A 15,163-nucleotide genomic window follows, 5' to 3' on the forward strand; every position below is an offset into this window, starting at 1 on the left:
CATGAAACCTCATGCCACGGCTTACAGCCAACGCTTGCTGCGGGGCCAGGCGCCCTCCTACGAGCGCCTGCAAGCCCGCTTCGCCGAAGACGGCAGCGAACTGGACCCCACGCCGATTGCCGTGCATTGCGGTTGGGGTCGGCTGTTGATCGGCCACACTTTTCCGGACCCCGCGAGCCTGGCCCTGGAGTTGCTCAACGAGCAGCCCGGCGAGCGGGATATCGCGCTGTATGTGGCGGCGCCACAGCAGATCCTCGGGATTGATCCCCAGCAGTTGTTTCTCGACCCGTCCGACACCTTGCGCCTGTGGTTCACCGACTATCGTCCCGCGACCCGTGTGTTTCGCGGGTTTCGGATTCGCCGGGTGCAGAGCGAGGCAGACTGGCAGGCGGTGAACCAGCTGTACCAGGGGCGCGGCATGTTGCCGGTGGACCCGGCGCTGCTGACTCCACGTCATCAAGGCGGTCCGGTGTATTGGCTGGCCGAGGACGAAGACAGCGGCGCGGTGATCGGCAGCGTGATGGGCCTGAACCACCAGAAAGCCTTCCACGACCCGGAGAACGGTTGCAGCCTCTGGTGCCTGGCGGTGGACCCGCAATGCACCCGCCCCGGTGTGGGTGAAGTGTTGGTGCGCCACTTGATCGAACACTTCATGAGCCGTGGCCTGAGCTACCTTGACCTGTCAGTGCTGCACGACAACCGCCAGGCAAAAAGTCTCTACGCCAAACTCGGCTTTCGGGCGCTGACCACCTTCGCTATCAAGCGCAAGAACGGGATCAACCAGCCGCTGTTCCTCGGCCCCGGCCCGCAGGCGGAGTTCAATCCCTATGCGCGGATCATCGTTGAGGAAGCTCATCGGCGCGGGATCGATGTGCAGGTGGACGATGCCGATGCTGGGCTGTTTACCCTGAGCCATGGTGGCCGCCGGGTGCGCTGCCGCGAGTCATTGAGCGACCTGACCAGCGCCATCAGCATGACTTTGTGCCAGGACAAGAGCCTGACCCACAAGGTGTTCAAGGCCGCCGGCCTGAACCTTCCGGCCCAGCAATTGGCCGGCAGTGCCGATGACAACCTGGAGTTTCTCGACGAGCACCAGCGCGTCGTGGTCAAGCCGCTGGACGGTGAGCAAGGCCAGGGTGTGGCGGTGGATTTGCAGACGATCGAGGACGTGCAGAAAGCGATTGAAGCTGCACGCCAGTTCGACTCGCGTGTGCTGCTGGAAAGCTTCCACGAAGGCCTCGACCTGCGGATTCTGGTGATCGGTTTTGAAGTAGTCGCTGCTGCCATTCGCCGCCCGGCGGAAGTCACCGGCGATGGCCAGCACTCCATCGGCGCGTTGATCGAGGCCCAGAGCCGCCGGCGCCAGGCCGCCACCGATGGCGAAAGCAAAATCCCCCTGGACCACGAAACCCAACGCACCCTGCACGCTGCCGGGTACGACTACAGCAGCATCCTGCCCCGTGGCGAACGCCTAGCGGTGCGGCGTACCGCCAACCTTCACACCGGTGGTTGCCTGGAAGACGTGACCGCCATCCTCCACCCGACCCTGGTGGACGCCGCCGTGCGCGCCGCCCGGGCCCTGGACATTCCCATGGTGGGCCTGGACCTGATGGTGCCGGCCGCCGGCCAACCGGACTACGTCTTTATCGAAGCCAACGAACGGGCCGGGCTGGCCAACCATGAACCGCAGCCGACGGCTGAAAAGTTCGTGGACCTGCTGTTTCCCCATAGCCAGCCGACGGCTTGAGAAAGGTGTTGCCTTGACTGGCGCTTTCGCGAGCAAGCCCGCTCCCACAGTGGAATGCATTCCAAATGTGGGAGCGGGCTTGCTCGCGAAGACGCCGGTACAGCCAACACAATCTCTGAGGCGCCCCTTTCATCGAAACCATCGATGCCCTCAACTCATCAGGAGTTTCCATGACCCGAACCATCCCCGAACCGGATCTCGCTTACCTGCAAAAAGTGCTGCTGGAAATGCTCGCCATTCCCAGCCCCACCGGGTTTACCGACACCATCGTGCGCTACGTTGCCGAGCGCCTCGAAGAACTGGGCATTCCCTTTGAAATGACCCGGCGCGGCACCATCCGCGCCACCCTCAAGGGCCAGAAAAACAGCCCTGACCGCGCCGTCTCCGCGCACCTGGACACCATCGGCGCCGCCGTGCGGGCAATCAAGGACAATGGCCGCCTGACCCTGGCACCCGTGGGCTGCTGGTCCAGCCGCTTTGCCGAAGGCAGCCGTGTCAGCCTGTTTACCGATAACGGCGTGATCCGTGGCAGCGTGTTGCCGTTGATGGCCTCCGGTCACGCGTTCAATACCGCCGTGGATGAAATGCCCATCAGCTGGGACCACATCGAACTGCGCCTGGACGCCTACTGCGCCACCCGCGCCGATTGTGATTCCCTGGGCATCAGCGTCGGCGATTTCGTCGCCTTCGACCCGCTGCCGGAGTTCACCGAGAGCGGGCATATCAGCGCCCGCCACCTGGACGATAAAGCCGGGGTTGCCGCACTGCTGGCGGCGCTCAAGGCGATTGTCGACAGCGGTCAACCGTTGCTAATCGACTGCCACCCGCTGTTCACCATCACCGAAGAAACCGGCAGTGGTGCGGCGGCGGCATTGCCGTGGGATGTGAGTGAGTTCGTCGGCATCGACATTGCGCCGGTGGCCCACGAGCAGCACTCCAGCGAACACGCGGTGAGTGTGGCGATGCAGGATTCCGGCGGGCCGTATGACTATCACCTGTCCCGCCACCTGCTGCGCCTGGCGGCGGAGAATGAGTTGCCGGTGCGCCGCGACCTGTTTCGCTATTACTTCAGCGACGCGCATTCGGCGGTGACCGCCGGCCACGACATTCGCACCGCACTGCTGGCATTCGGTTGCGATGCTACCCATGGCTATGAGCGCACGCACATCGACAGCCTCGCCGCGCTGAGTCGCCTGCTGGGCGCGTACATCCTCAGCCCGCCGGTGTTCGCCAGCGATGCACAGCCGGCCAAAGGCTCCCTCGACCGGTTCAGTCACCAGATCGAACACGACACGCAAATGGAGAGCGATACCCGCGTGCCGTCGGTGGACAGCCTGGTGGGTCAAAAAACCTGAGACTGGCAACTCGGATCCCGGCGCAGTAGCATCGCCGGGATTCCTTAGCCGAGGCTTGTATGCTGATTCCCTACGATGCACTTGAAGTCGACACCCTGACCCGCCTCATCGAAGACTTCGTGACCCGCGACGGCACCGACAATGGTGACGACACACCCCTGGAAACCCGGGTGCTGCGGGTACGCCAGGCATTGACCAAGGGCCAGGCGCTGATTGTCTTCGACCCCGAGAGCGAGCAGTGCCAGTTGATGCTCAAGCACGATGTGCCCAAGCATCTGTTCGACTGATACTCAGGGATTGGGCACAGGCACTGGATGGGTGTTGGTCTGCTGCCCCTGGCGACTGAGGATCTTTTGATAGACCTCCGCCCGGTGCACATTGACCCCCACCGGCGCTTCCACACCCAGCTTCACTTGGGTGCCGTTCACTTCCAGAATGCGCAAAGTGATCTGGTCGCCCACCGAAATTATTTCACCTACCGCGCGGCTTAATACCAGCATGGGGTTCGTCCTTTTTAAGTTACCGAACCCCGACCATGCGCCCCCCGCCCATCGCCATCAATGGCCTTCAGGCTAAACAGGCATGCCTTACACGCGCAGGTAATTTGCCTTACAGACAAGCGATGACAAATCGCGAATTGCGCCTCAGAACTAAACGCGATGTTCAGGCTTTGAGCGACTGAGCCTTGGCCCGCATCTTGTCCGCCATCACGGTCATCTCGTCATACAGCAGTTGCGGGTTCTTCTGCTTCAGTGCCCAGGCCATGCGTCCCTGCTCGTGGGGCAGGATCATGAATTGCCCTTCAGCCACCTGCTGGTAGATGTAGTCGGCGATCTGTGCGGCGGTGATCGGCGAGCTTTCCAGCAGCTTGCCCACTTGGGCCTTCATCGCCGGCGTCGGCCCGCGGAACGAGTCCAGGAGGTTGGTCTGGAAGAAGGATGGGCACACCACGTGCACCCCGACTTCCTGCTGCTTGAGCTCCACCAGCAGGCTTTCCGAAAGCGCCACCACGCCGGCCTTGGCCACGTTGTAGTTGCTCATGGCCGGGCCCTGCATCAGGGCGGCCATGGAGGCGATGTTGATGATGCGGCCCTTGCTCTCCTCCAGCAGTGGCAGGAAGGCCTTGCAGCCCTTGACCACGCCCATGAGGTTGATTGCGATCTGCCAGTCCCAGTCTTCCAGGGACAGTTCGCTGAAGAACCCGCCCGATGCGACACCGGCGTTGTTGACGATCGCGTCGATGCCGCCGAGCTTTTCCTCACAGGCCTGCGCGAAGGCGGTGAGCTGGCTGTAGTCGCGCACGTCGCAACGCTGGGTGAAACCGTCACCGCCGGCCTGGCGCACCAGCTTGAGGGTTTCTTGCAGGCCTGCTTCGCTGACGTCCGACAAGGCCAGTTGCCAACCCTCACGGGCCCAGCGCAGAGCGATTTCGCGACCCAGGCCAGAACCGGCGCCGGTGATCATCATGCGATTTTGCATAGGAAAGTAGCCTTGTGGTTCACGGAAGAAGTGAGCCGCAGTGTAGCGAAGGTTTTTCCTGCACCCACGCACCATCAGACTGCTGAATGCCCGAGGCAAACCGTGGGCCGGGTCGGATAGCGGGAAACCTGCCAAGTTCAATTTATTTGAACTAAGGGCGGTTATTTGCAACGGGGTTAAAGGAAATAAGCAAGTTAGCGAAAAGCTTTAAAAAAACACGGAATTTTCTGCCAAACACATTGGTCGGAGTTATTAAGGCGTCCGTATCAGTTGTCGGGCCTATTCGTTAAATAACAGGTCTTTTCAGAAGACAATAAGGAAAACAAAACATGAGCCTCATTCTTATCATTATTCTGATCCTCCTGCTGGTCGGCGGTCTTCCCGTGTTTCCCCACTCACGCAACTGGGGTTACGGGCCATCGGGTATTCTCGGTACTGTGTTGGTAGTGCTGCTGATTCTGTTGTTGCTCGGCAAGATATAACGCGTTCCAGCGTGCAAAAAAAAGAGGCCTTAAAAAGGCCTCTTTTTTTATGCGCGGGTGTTTAATCCGGCTTGCCGTCCACTACACCTGCGGTGTTATCCAGCAGGCTCTTGGTAGCGGTCTGCAGGAACGATTCAAGCTTCTGCTTCAACGCAGCTTCGTCCGGCGATTCTGGAATCACCTTCCCGGTCGGGTTGGCGCCCAGTTCGTATTCCCACAACTTCGGTGGCATTTCCTTAGGCAGGACCAGCACGCGATCACCGGTGAGCAAGGCGACGGTCTGGTCGCTGCCCGACGGCTTGATCACGCCAAAGCCCTTGTCGCCTTCCGGCAGGTTGAGCAGGTCACGGCCCCAGCACTGGTGCAGGGTGTCACCGCCCAGGCGGCCCATGATGGTCGGCACGATGTCGATCTGGGTGCCCACGGTGTGGTCACGCTCGCCGAACTTCTCCTGCATGCCCGGTGCGATCATCAGCATCGGCACGTTGAAGCGGCCCAGGTCCATCTCGGTGATCTGCTGCTCGTTGCCGAAGCCGTGGTCGCCCACGATCACGAACAGGGTTTCCTTGAAGTACGGCTCCTTGCGGGCCTTTTCAAAGAACTGGCCCAAGGCCCAGTCAGAGTAGCGCATGGCGGTCAAATGCTCGTTGAGGCTGCCACGGTCGGTGACCTTCTCAACCGGCAATGGCGTCGGCAACGCGTACGGCGTGTGGTTGGACAGGGTTTGCAGCAGCGCATAGAACGGCTTGCCGCCTTCACGCGCCTTCAACTCTTCCAGGCCACGGTTGAACATGTCCTGGTCGGACACGCCCCAGGTCGGGTCAGAAAACACCGGGTTGACGAAGTCATTACGCCCGATGAAGTTGGTCATGCCCTGGTTGCTGAAGAAGCCCGACTGGTTGTCCCAGGCGAAATCGCCGTTGTAGACATACACGTCGTCAAACTTGCGGGCGCTGAGCAACTGCGGCAGACCCGAGAGCTTGTGGCTGCCTTCCGGAGTCTGCATCAGGTATTCGAAGCCCGGCAGGTTCGGGAAGCACGCCATGGTGGCGAACATACCCTGGTGGGTGTGGGTGCCGTTGGAGAAGAAACGGTCGAACAGCAGGCCTTCCTTGGACAGTTTGTCGAAGTACGGCGTGATGTTGCCCGGACGACCCAGGGCGCCTACCGAGTGACCGGCGAAGCTTTCCATCAGGATAACCACGACGTTCTTGATCGGCAGGGTCTTCTCGGCCGGCGGCGTGAAGTCACGACGGACAGCGGCGGTGTCGGTGTCGACCAGTTTCTCGGTCGGCAGTACCAGCATGTCGCGCACAGTCTGGGTGGCCAACGGCTGTTCCAGGGTGGCTTTCCAGATGTTCGAGCGCTCTTCGGAGAAACGCGCCTTCGCCGCCGCGATCAGCGACAAGGTCCCGTTGAGGCCCAACTGGTTGGCAAAGTTCGAGTCGGTGGTGTACACGTCACCCCAACGCAGCGGCGGGCCCTGGCGCAGGGTGCCACGGATGGCGACCACGGCGACCAGCAGGCAGACCACGAACACCGCGATGCGGGTGTACCACGGCGCCACCTGGCGGGTGCCGATGGTGCCGCCGCTGAACGGGCCACGTGGGCGCGTTGCACGGTCGGCGCCTTTAAAGGCGATGCTCAGGATCAGCGTACCCACGGCCCAGGCCAGCAGGTAGCGCACCACCGGGAAACCGTACCAGAGCATGCTCATCACGGTTTTCGGGTCTTCCTTCACATACTGGAAGACCAGGCCGTTGAGGCGCTGGTGGAATTCGCGGTAGAAGTCCATTTCCATCAGGCCCAGGAACAGGGCGATGCTGGACGCGACCGTCAGCCACAAGCGGAAAAACCCGCGCGCCGCCATGGCCCGCACGCTGAACAAGGCCAGCAGCAGCGGCACCAGCACGTACATCACCAGGCGGATATCCAGGCGCAGGCCGTTGGCGAACGCTTCAAGGAAGGTCGAGGCCGGTGTGTCGAGGATCATCTCGCGGTTGTAGACCAGCAGCGCCAGGCGCAGCAGGGAGAACATCACCATCATGATCAAGGCACAAAGCAGCGTGTACGCCAGATGGGATTTGACGGTCGGTTGCAGCAAGCGATTAGAAGCTCGCTGCTGATTCAGGGCGTCCGGGTTTGCCATGTCGTTTTAGGACCCATTGGAAGTTTAAGTTGCGAATGAATACAGCGGCGCCCCGCCCTCGCCCAGGCAGGCTGGGGTAGACGGTGAACGCAATGGCGCAAATGGTGCCCGATCAACGCCGGCAACGCCATTGATTACTCACTCCTGCAGTAGGTGGGCACTCGTTTTAGAGCACTCGACAGGGGAAATAGCCGGCGAATTGTCTTGGATGGAATGTGAAAATTTTGTACAGCGAATATCTCGAAACACAATAACGGGACTACGGAAACAAATGTGGGAGCGGGCTTGCTCGCGAATACGGTAAATCAGTCAATACATCAGGTGACTGTTACACCGTATTCGCGAGCAAGCCCGCTCCCACACTTACTGTGCCCGCTCTGGATAGCGTCGTTTGGATCAGATCCGCACGTTACCGCGCGGCCCGGCGATCGCCCAGATGATCAAACCCAACACCGGCAGCAGCAGGATCAGCAGGATCCACAGCACTTTGGCGCCGGTACTCGCGCCGCTTTTGAACACATTGATGATCGCCCAGATATCCAGCGCGAGGATGATCAACCCGATCAGACCATTAAAAGTGGAACCCATGGTGTCGCTCCTAAGTGAGGGCTTGCCTGCTTAGGATAGTCAGCCGTGGCCAGGGGTTCCGTTTTATTTCAGACGTGTACCGCAACCCGCAGGGCTTCCAGGGACGGTTCGCCCTTGATCCCGACTTCGGCACACAACTCCAGCACCCGCGGCACGTCATTGCTGTAAACCAGCACGGTCTGGATCTCGTCGTCCAGCAGTTGGCTGAAGTTCATCAGCACATAGCCGCCGTTCTCCGGATTAAGCGCGCTCATCTGGATCTGGATGCGGTTCAGCGCAGTCAGGGCTTCGGTCTTGGCCAGTTGTTTGGGCTTGAGGTTGAAGGCCACGCCCGGGCCGAACGAGGCGACGATCTGGGCGAACAGATCCAGGTAGGTGTCGGCCTGGAACAGCACGGTCTCGGGCAGGCTGCCGACAACGATCCACTCGCCCAGGGGAATCGGGAAAGTGTCGTCGTAGTTGATGTCGGGGTTGGCGGCAAGGAAAGCTTCAGGATCGGCGTAGGCCTGGGCCGCTTCGTCCGCCACCTTGGCGATCTCGGGTTCGCTCATGCAGCCGGAGCTGATTTTGCTGATGAGTTCGACGAGTGCGGTTTTCATGGGGTGGTCCTGTGGCGGGGCTGATTTTGAGGGCGCAAAGCCTACACCAGTTTTTGCAACTGCGCCGCCGTATCCACTGCGCCCATGGTCTGCGCGGCTGCCAGCGCGGTCACGCCCTGGGCATCGGTGGCCTTGGGGTTGGCGCCCTGGCTGATCAGGTAATCCACCATTTCGGTACGGTTGAACATCGCCGCCATCATCAAGGCTGTGCGGCCATCTGAGGATGCGCCTTCGACCAACGCACCGCCTTCGATCAACGCCTTGACCACCGGCAGGTTGCCCTTGAACGCCGCGCCGGCAATCGGCAACTGGTTCTTGTCATTGGCAATCTGGGGATCGGCCTTGAATTCCAGCAGCACTTTTACCGCGTCCACGTGACCGTGGTAGGCCGACAGCATCAACAGCGTATCGCCATTGTGGTTACGCAGGTTCGGCGGCAAGCCTTTGGCCAGCAATGCAGCCAGCATCGCGGCATCACCCTTGCGCGCCACGTCGAACACTTGCTCGGCAAATTCGGCGGCTTCGTCTTCGGTCATTTGTTTGGCTTGGTCTGACATGTGGGGCTCCTTGTCTGGTGTTTCATAAGGCGCCCAGTCTCGCGATGGAGTTCCCCACTGTCATGCCTTTTTTCCCAAAAGCGCCAATAGGCAGAATCAATAACGGAACTTGCCCCCCTGGATTTCCGCCAGCAGTTGCCCGGTCACCGGCACGTAACTGTCCGATCCCGGCAGCCAGGCAAAGATCGGATCATCACCGGCCTTGCCTGGGTCGAACGCCTCCTCCTTGAGTTTCACCTTCTGGTATTTGAAGGTGCCGGTGGTTTCCATCTTCACTTTGATCCGCAGGAACAACGGCACCGCATACGCGGGCAGTTGCCCATGGGCAAACGTCAGCAGTTCGCGCATGTCCAGGGACGCCAGGGATTCCGCAGGGGTGATGGCGGCCATGCCAGCGCGGCCATTGGTGTTTTCAATCTCCACCCCGTAGGCCACCACTTCGGAGATCTGCGGGTGCTGCAGGAAGATGTTCTCGACTTCGGTGGTGGAGACGTTTTCACCTTTCCAGCGATAGGTATCCCCCAGGCGGTCGACGAATTGGGCATGGCCGAAGCCGATGTTGCGCAACAGATCGCCGGTGTTGAAGTAGCGGTCGCCCTTCTCGAACACATCGCTGAGTACCACCTTGCGATTCTTCTCGGGGTCGGTGTAGCCGTCGAACGGTGCCTTGTCATCAATCCTGGCCAATAGCAGCCCTTGGCCGCCTTTCGGCACTTCGCGCATGAAGCCGTCAGTGCCGCGAATCGGCTCACAGCTGTCATGGGCGTAGTCCACCAGTGCCCAGTGCATCAGGGAAAAGCCGATGGTGTTGTCGAAATTCAGCACGTTGGTGAAACCGATATTGCCGTCACTGGCGGCGTACAGCTCGCAGATGTGATCGACGCCAAAGCGCTGCTTGAATTCGGCCCAGACGCCAGGGCGCAAGCCGTTGCCGATCATCTTCGTCACCCGGTTATCCCGGTCCTGCTCGCTGACAGGCTGGTCGATCAGGTAGCGGCACAGTTCGCCGACGTAACCGAGGGTGGTCGCATTGAATCGGCGCGCATCGTCCCAGAACTGGCTGGCGCTGAACTTGCGGCGAATCGCAAACCCCGACGCCCCAGCAATCGCTGAACCCCAGCACACGCACAGGCCGGTGGCGTGATACAGCGGCAAGGTGCAATACACGACATCCTCGGGGCCCATATCCAGGGCGATGGTGCCGAAACTGGCCGAGGTCCTCATCCAGCGGCCGTGTTTGAAAATACCGGCCTTGGGCAAGCCGGTGGTGCCGGAGGTGTAGATATAGAAGCAAGGGTCGTTGAAGTAGATCTGCTGGGTGCTGGCGGGGTTTTCCACCGGGCAATCGGCGCTGGCGGCCATCAGGTCTACGTAATTCGGCGGCACGTGGGTGTGCTGCTGATCAGCAATAAACCAGGTGTTATCGGCCTCAATTGCCACCTGGCTGCGCACAGCGTCGTAGGCGCCTACCAACTCGGCCCCCACAACAATCGCCGCCGGCGTCACCAGGTTAAGGCTGTGGACCAGCGCCGCCTGGGTTTGCGAGGTATTGAGCATGGCGCAAATGCCGCCCACCTTGGCCACGGCCAGCACGCTGAGCAACAACTCGGGGCGGTTCTCGATAAACAAGGCCACCACGTCGCCCTTGCTGATCCCCTGCTGCTGCAGGTAATGGGCCATGCGGTTGGCTTGCTGGTTGGCCTGGCAATAGCTGAGCACGCGTTCGCCATACAGCAGCGCAGCGCCATCGGGATTGCGTTGAGTGGCTTGCTCGAACGTCCAGCCCAGGCCGCACGGTTGCGCCGGGTCTGTGACGTTGGCGGCGCGCATACCGCGGACCAGGCGCGGCAGGGCACGGACAATGGTGGGCACCTTACGCAGCATCTTGCCCCAGGTGATCATGTCACTCGGCGGGTGGTTCATGGCAGGAACGTCCTTTTTCTTATTGTTCGTATGACCTCCAGCATCCTTCACCGTAAGACCGGCGCCGAATGCCTTGCAGGAAAATACGCCTGCCATTCTTCGGCTGTACACGCAGGATTTGAAAAGTTTTGTATCCCAAAAGGAAAAGGAATTTAACGGCCGGTGACGCGGTCACTATGGAAGACCTGCCTCGCCCACCCGTGGCGAAACAATTGGCAAAACCCCGCAAAATGCAGGATGCACGATGGCCATTCATGCAAATTGCACGAAACTGAAAATCTAAAAATTTTATAACTTACTGATTTACAACGATTTTTTAAGACATCCAATACTGGCACAATCACTGCACCTATCACTCCACGCTGCAAAACATGAGCAAACGGAGCTGATAGATATGAGCCTGATCCAAGATAAATTTTCTTCTGTGTTCTCCAATTTCGACGTCACCACCCAGGCCCGTCCTGATGGCGGCATTCTGCTGACCTTGCGTAACAGCGAAGGCAAGCAGATCAAACGTTCGATCTCTTATCAGCAACTGCACACGGCCGACCAACTGACGTGGGTCATCAGCGCGATTCGTCGCGACCTGGCTGAACAAGCCAGCGATTTGCCACAGATTTCGATGCTGCAAAGCCAGAACCGCTTTGCCCTGCCGACTTACCATTCGGCTTGATTGACATGCAGGACCCGAACAGGTCGTGGTGCCGTTGCGCACCACGGCCTTTTTTTATTCGCACAATCCCTGCTTGATCGCCTCGTTCACAGCCTGGACGCGGTTAGTCACCTGCAACTTGCCGTAGATATTGCGCAGGTGAAACTTCACCGTAGCCTGGGAAATTGAGCGAATCCTGCTGATTTCCCACACCGTCTTACCCTCGACCGCCCAATGCAGAATTTCCCGTTCCTTTGGGGTCAAGGGCTTACCCGACAACATCGCACGCGTCTTGCGGCTGGCAACCGGTGCGTTATCAGTGTGCGTGGACGGTTGTTCCTGTGGCTCTGTACCGCTCATGCAGGCCTCCTCTTCATATGGGTCTTGTAACGCCCGAAGTCGGATTCCTCCTATTGACAGGCGAGTAAATATTTCGACCAGAGAGAGTTACACAAAGAGAGGAAGTATTAAGTAAGGCCAAAGATAAACAGCTGTTGCCCACAAACTTTAAAGTTTATTCCTACAGTGATTTCCAACCAGCAGGAATTGAACTAAAAAAAATGCCCCCTATTCAGGAGGCATTGGCAGGCAACCTTAGTCCTCAAGCCGGGGAAAACCCTCGGCGATCGCGTCGCCGGTCAGGTTGACCGCCAGCCCTTCAGGATCACTGAACAGGCGGATCGCCACAAAATGCGGGTTCTCCCCCATATCAAACCAGTGTGGGATGCCGCCCGGCACCGAGATCAGGTCGTTTTTCTCGCAGAACACCGCGTACACATAGTCTTCGATGTGCAAGGTAAACAGCCCACGGCCCGCGACGAAGAAACGTACGTGATCTTGGGCCATGCGGTGTTCGTCCAGCCGCTCGGCGCGCAATTCGGCTTTTTGCGGGTGATCGTTGCTGACGCGGATCACATCAACGGTGGTGTAGCCGCGCTCGGTCATCAGCGTGTCGATGGGCGCCTGGTAGGCCGCGATGATCTCAATCTCGCTGGCGTCCGCCTCAAGCCGGGTAGCGGCCTGCCAGCGGTCAAACCCCACGCCCAGCTCGGCCAGGGTCGAGACAATGTCGTCCTGGTGAGTCAGGACCTTGTTCGGGGTATCGGGGGTGGAGACGTGGTAAACCGCGAGATAGCTCATCAAATTCTTCCTCTGTCACGGGAGCCGCTCATGGCCGCTCCTCTTGCAATCGAATGCCAATGGTTAGGGCGGCGGCCAGGGCCGCAATGCTGGCAATGCTGAAGGTCAGGGTCGGCCCCAGCAGGTTCCAGCTGTAACCTGAATAGAGTGCGCCCAGCGCACCGCCGGTACCGGCCAATGCGGCATACAGTGCCTGGCCCTGGCCTTGCTGGCGAGCGCCAAAGCTGCGTTGCACGAACTGGATGGCCGCCGCGTGAAAACTGCCGAAGGTCGCCGCGTGCATCACCTGCGCCAACAACAGCACCCAGAAGAATTCGGCAAATGAACCCAGCAGCAACCAGCGCAGCGCTGCCAGCAGGAAACTCGCCATCAGCACCCGCCGTACTGAAAAGCGCGTGAGAATCCGGCTCATGGCCAGGAACATCAAGACTTCCGCCACCACGCCCAGCGCCCACAGCATGCCGATCACACCACGGCTGTAACCGAGGTGTTCAAGGTGCAAGGTCAGGAAGGTGTAGTACGGGCCGTGGCTCATCTGCATCAGCGCCACGCAGGCATAAAACGCGAGGACGCCGGGGCTGCGCAGTTGCCGCAAAAAGCCGTCACCGGCCAGGCGGTTGCCCTGGGCCGGCGGCTGCGCATTCGGTACCCACAGGCTCGCGCCGATGATGCCGGCCATGATCACCACGATCACCACCGGGTAGATGTCCAGGCTCAGCCAGTCGAACAGGCGGCCCATGATCACCACGGTGAGGATAAAACCGATGGAGCCCCACAACCGTACCTGGCTGTAGCGCGAGGTCTGGCCTTGCAGGTGCGCGAGGGTGATGACTTCAAACTGCGGCAGTACCGCGTGCCAGAAGAACGCGTGCAAGGCCATGACCAACGCCAGCCAGGCGTAGGTCTTGCTGACAAAGATCAGCGAGAAACTCACCAGGGTGCACACCGCGCCAAAGCGCACGATGGCCAGGCGCCGGCCGGTGTAGTCCCCCAGCCAGCCCCACAGGTTGGGGGCCACGCAGCGCATCAACATGGGGATGGCCACCAGCTCGCCAATGCGCGCGCTGGAGAACCCCAGGTGATCGAAGTACAACGCCAGGAACGGCGCCGTCGCCCCCAGCAGGGCGAAATAGAACAGGTAGAAGCTGGAGAGTCGCCAGTATGGAAGGCCTTGCGTCAGCATAAGTGACTTGTGGCGAGCGAGCCTGCTCGCGCTGGGGCGCGAAGCGGCCCCACTAGAAGCGCCGCAGTTCTCCAGGTACTACCGGGTTGCAGGCTTTGGGGCCGCTTCGCTGCCCAGCGCGGGCAAGCTCGCTCGCCACACACGGTCACAGCTGGCCCAATACCGGAGTACTGACTTTTACGTCGGCGTTTTGCCCACGATGGCGCAGCAGGTGGTCCATCAACACAATGGCCATCATCGCTTCGGCAATCGGCGTGGCACGGATGCCGACGCACGGGTCGTGACGACCCTTGGTGATCACGTCCACCGGGTTGCCGTGCACATCAATCGAGCGGCCCGGCGTGGTGATGCTGGACGTCGGCTTGAGGGCCAGGTGCGCAACAATCGGCTGGCCGGAGGAGATGCCACCGAGAATGCCGCCTGCGTTGTTGCTGAGGAAACCTTCCGGGGTCATCTCGTCACGGTGCTCGGTGCCACGCTGGGCGACGCAGTCGAACCCGGCGCCGATTTCCACGCCCTTGACCGCGTTGATGCTCATCAGCGCGTGGGCCAGTTCGGCATCAAGGCGGTCGAAAATCGGCTCGCCCAGGCCGGGCATTACGCCTTCGGCGACCACGGTGATCTTGGCGCCGACGGAATCCTGGTCACGGCGCAACTGGTCCATATAGGCTTCCAGCTCCGGCACTTTGTCCGGGTCTGGGCAGAAGAAAGCGTTGTCTTCGACGCTGTCCCAGGTCTTGAACGGGATTTCGATCGGACCCAGCTGGCTCATGTAGCCGCGGATCACGATGCCCTGGGTCGCCAGGAACTTCTTGGCAATCGCACCGGCCGCCACACGCATCGCGGTTTCCCGCGCCGAACTGCGGCCACCGCCACGATAGTCGCGCTCGCCGTATTTGTGGTGGTAGGTGTAGTCGGCGTGGGCTGGGCGGAACAGGTCCTTGATCGCCGAGTAGTCCTTGGACTTCTGGTCGGTGTTGCGAATCAGCAGGCCGATGGCGCAACCGGTGGTGCGGCCTTCGAACACGCCGGAGAGGATTTCGACTTCGTCGGCTTCCTGGCGCTGGGTGGTATGGCGGCTGGTACCGGGCTTGCGGCGGTCGAGGTCACGCTGCAGGTCTTCCAGGGACAACTCGAGGCCCGGCGGGCAGCCGTCGACAATGGCGACCAACGCCGGGCCATGGCTTTCGCCCGCGGTGGTAACAGTGAACAGCTTGCCGTAGGTATTGCCGGACATGCAGGGCGCTCCGTGAAATCAGTTGAATCAAGTCAACCGTAATAACTTAAGGCGGCCAGTATACGCAGGCTA

The 15,163-nt window shown here is 60.4% G+C and carries 16 protein-coding genes; 5 read left to right on the forward strand and 11 right to left on the reverse strand.

Annotation, left to right across the window (positions count from 1 at the left end; all coding sequences use genetic code 11):
- Position 1: 1 nt before the first annotated feature.
- From ngg to BLU46_RS06400, 3 genes are all read left to right on the forward strand, one after another.
- Complete coding sequence (ngg, locus tag BLU46_RS06390; protein WP_093199988.1) at positions 2 to 1,747, forward strand: N-acetylglutaminylglutamine synthetase; 1,746 nt, start codon at positions 2 to 4, stop codon at positions 1,745 to 1,747.
- Between the two features lie 170 nt (positions 1,748 to 1,917).
- Positions 1,918 to 3,102 carry an osmoprotectant NAGGN system M42 family peptidase gene (locus BLU46_RS06395; protein WP_003216760.1) on the forward strand — a complete coding sequence of 395 codons (1,185 nt, stop codon included), beginning with the start codon at positions 1,918 to 1,920 and terminating at the stop codon, positions 3,100 to 3,102.
- A gap of 59 nt (positions 3,103 to 3,161) precedes the next feature.
- Positions 3,162 to 3,389, forward strand: coding sequence for a YheU family protein (locus BLU46_RS06400; protein ID WP_003192759.1), 228 nt, complete (start codon positions 3,162 to 3,164; stop codon positions 3,387 to 3,389).
- A 3-nt stretch (positions 3,390 to 3,392) separates the two neighbouring features.
- Here the strand turns inward: BLU46_RS06400 and csrA are convergent, their stop codons facing one another.
- Positions 3,393 to 3,602 (reverse strand): carbon storage regulator CsrA, encoded by a 210-nt coding sequence (csrA, locus tag BLU46_RS06405; RefSeq protein ID WP_063031965.1) that lies wholly within the window; start codon positions 3,600 to 3,602, stop codon positions 3,393 to 3,395.
- Positions 3,603 to 3,765: 163 nt separating this feature from the next.
- Positions 3,766 to 4,581, reverse strand: coding sequence for an SDR family oxidoreductase (locus BLU46_RS06410; protein ID WP_093199991.1), 816 nt, complete (start codon positions 4,579 to 4,581; stop codon positions 3,766 to 3,768).
- 329 nt (positions 4,582 to 4,910) lie between these two features.
- On the opposite strand from BLU46_RS06410, the gene BLU46_RS06415 reads away from it, so the two are divergent.
- Positions 4,911 to 5,063, forward strand: coding sequence for a DUF3309 family protein (locus BLU46_RS06415; RefSeq protein ID WP_003216767.1), 153 nt, complete (start codon positions 4,911 to 4,913; stop codon positions 5,061 to 5,063).
- A gap of 61 nt (positions 5,064 to 5,124) precedes the next feature.
- Here the strand turns inward: BLU46_RS06415 and BLU46_RS06420 are convergent, their stop codons facing one another.
- From BLU46_RS06420 to BLU46_RS06440, 5 genes are all read right to left on the reverse strand, one after another.
- Entirely contained in the window at positions 5,125 to 7,212 is a 2,088-nt protein-coding gene (locus tag BLU46_RS06420) for an LTA synthase family protein (protein ID WP_063031970.1), read from the reverse strand.
- Positions 7,213 to 7,608: 396 nt separating this feature from the next.
- Positions 7,609 to 7,800, reverse strand: coding sequence for a PLDc N-terminal domain-containing protein (locus BLU46_RS06425; protein WP_003172956.1), 192 nt, complete (start codon positions 7,798 to 7,800; stop codon positions 7,609 to 7,611).
- Positions 7,801 to 7,868: 68 nt separating this feature from the next.
- A complete protein-coding gene (locus BLU46_RS06430) occupies positions 7,869 to 8,399 on the reverse strand; it encodes a hypothetical protein (protein WP_063031972.1) in 531 nt (176 codons plus the stop codon).
- Positions 8,400 to 8,440: 41 nt separating this feature from the next.
- Complete coding sequence (locus tag BLU46_RS06435) at positions 8,441 to 8,956, reverse strand: ankyrin repeat domain-containing protein (RefSeq protein ID WP_010176046.1); 516 nt, start codon at positions 8,954 to 8,956, stop codon at positions 8,441 to 8,443.
- A gap of 96 nt (positions 8,957 to 9,052) precedes the next feature.
- The gene (locus tag BLU46_RS06440; RefSeq protein ID WP_093199995.1) at positions 9,053 to 10,879 is read right to left on the reverse strand and encodes a long-chain-acyl-CoA synthetase; all 1,827 of its coding nucleotides are present in this window, start codon (positions 10,877 to 10,879) and stop codon (positions 9,053 to 9,055) included.
- A 394-nt stretch (positions 10,880 to 11,273) separates the two neighbouring features.
- Between BLU46_RS06440 and BLU46_RS06445 the strand changes: the two genes are divergently transcribed.
- Positions 11,274 to 11,552: a DUF3509 domain-containing protein gene (locus BLU46_RS06445; RefSeq protein WP_003216777.1), complete on the forward strand. Its 279-nt coding sequence runs from the start codon at positions 11,274 to 11,276 to the stop codon at positions 11,550 to 11,552.
- Between the two features lie 54 nt (positions 11,553 to 11,606).
- Here the strand turns inward: BLU46_RS06445 and BLU46_RS06450 are convergent, their stop codons facing one another.
- The 4 genes from BLU46_RS06450 to aroC form a co-directional block, all read right to left on the reverse strand.
- Positions 11,607 to 11,891 carry a response regulator transcription factor gene (locus tag BLU46_RS06450; RefSeq protein WP_063031976.1) on the reverse strand — a complete coding sequence of 95 codons (285 nt, stop codon included), beginning with the start codon at positions 11,889 to 11,891 and terminating at the stop codon, positions 11,607 to 11,609.
- Between the two features lie 234 nt (positions 11,892 to 12,125).
- Positions 12,126 to 12,671, reverse strand: coding sequence for a 1,2-dihydroxy-3-keto-5-methylthiopentene dioxygenase (locus BLU46_RS06455; RefSeq protein WP_093199999.1), 546 nt, complete (start codon positions 12,669 to 12,671; stop codon positions 12,126 to 12,128).
- A 28-nt stretch (positions 12,672 to 12,699) separates the two neighbouring features.
- Positions 12,700 to 13,851 (reverse strand): MFS transporter, encoded by a 1,152-nt coding sequence (locus BLU46_RS06460; RefSeq protein ID WP_172834579.1) that lies wholly within the window; start codon positions 13,849 to 13,851, stop codon positions 12,700 to 12,702.
- A 148-nt stretch (positions 13,852 to 13,999) separates the two neighbouring features.
- Entirely contained in the window at positions 14,000 to 15,091 is a 1,092-nt protein-coding gene (gene aroC / locus BLU46_RS06465; RefSeq protein ID WP_093200005.1) for a chorismate synthase, read from the reverse strand.
- Between the last annotated feature and the right edge of the window lie 72 nt (positions 15,092 to 15,163).

Origin of the sequence: Pseudomonas yamanorum, assembly GCF_900105735.1 — a bacterium.
GTDB classification, from domain to species: domain Bacteria; phylum Pseudomonadota; class Gammaproteobacteria; order Pseudomonadales; family Pseudomonadaceae; genus Aquipseudomonas; species Aquipseudomonas yamanorum.

Bases quoted from the DNA above. Each gene is read 5' to 3' on its own strand.
- ngg (WP_093199988.1), top strand. From the start codon at position 2: ATGAAACCTCATGCCACGGCTTACAGCCAACGCTTGCTGCGGGGCCAG.
- BLU46_RS06395 (WP_003216760.1), top strand. From the start codon at position 1,918: ATGACCCGAACCATCCCCGAACCGGATCTCGCTTACCTGCAAAAAGTG.
- BLU46_RS06400 (WP_003192759.1), top strand. From the start codon at position 3,162: ATGCTGATTCCCTACGATGCACTTGAAGTCGACACCCTGACCCGCCTC.
- csrA (WP_063031965.1), bottom strand. From the start codon at position 3,602: ATGCTGGTATTAAGCCGCGCGGTAGGTGAAATAATTTCGGTGGGCGAC.
- BLU46_RS06410 (WP_093199991.1), bottom strand. From the start codon at position 4,581: ATGCAAAATCGCATGATGATCACCGGCGCCGGTTCTGGCCTGGGTCGC.
- BLU46_RS06415 (WP_003216767.1), top strand. From the start codon at position 4,911: ATGAGCCTCATTCTTATCATTATTCTGATCCTCCTGCTGGTCGGCGGT.
- BLU46_RS06420 (WP_063031970.1), bottom strand. From the start codon at position 7,212: ATGGCAAACCCGGACGCCCTGAATCAGCAGCGAGCTTCTAATCGCTTG.
- BLU46_RS06425 (WP_003172956.1), bottom strand. From the start codon at position 7,800: ATGGGTTCCACTTTTAATGGTCTGATCGGGTTGATCATCCTCGCGCTG.
- BLU46_RS06430 (WP_063031972.1), bottom strand. From the start codon at position 8,399: ATGAAAACCGCACTCGTCGAACTCATCAGCAAAATCAGCTCCGGCTGC.
- BLU46_RS06435 (WP_010176046.1), bottom strand. From the start codon at position 8,956: ATGTCAGACCAAGCCAAACAAATGACCGAAGACGAAGCCGCCGAATTT.
- BLU46_RS06440 (WP_093199995.1), bottom strand. From the start codon at position 10,879: ATGAACCACCCGCCGAGTGACATGATCACCTGGGGCAAGATGCTGCGT.
- BLU46_RS06445 (WP_003216777.1), top strand. From the start codon at position 11,274: ATGAGCCTGATCCAAGATAAATTTTCTTCTGTGTTCTCCAATTTCGAC.
- BLU46_RS06450 (WP_063031976.1), bottom strand. From the start codon at position 11,891: ATGAGCGGTACAGAGCCACAGGAACAACCGTCCACGCACACTGATAAC.
- BLU46_RS06455 (WP_093199999.1), bottom strand. From the start codon at position 12,671: ATGAGCTATCTCGCGGTTTACCACGTCTCCACCCCCGATACCCCGAAC.
- aroC (WP_093200005.1), bottom strand. From the start codon at position 15,091: ATGTCCGGCAATACCTACGGCAAGCTGTTCACTGTTACCACCGCGGGC.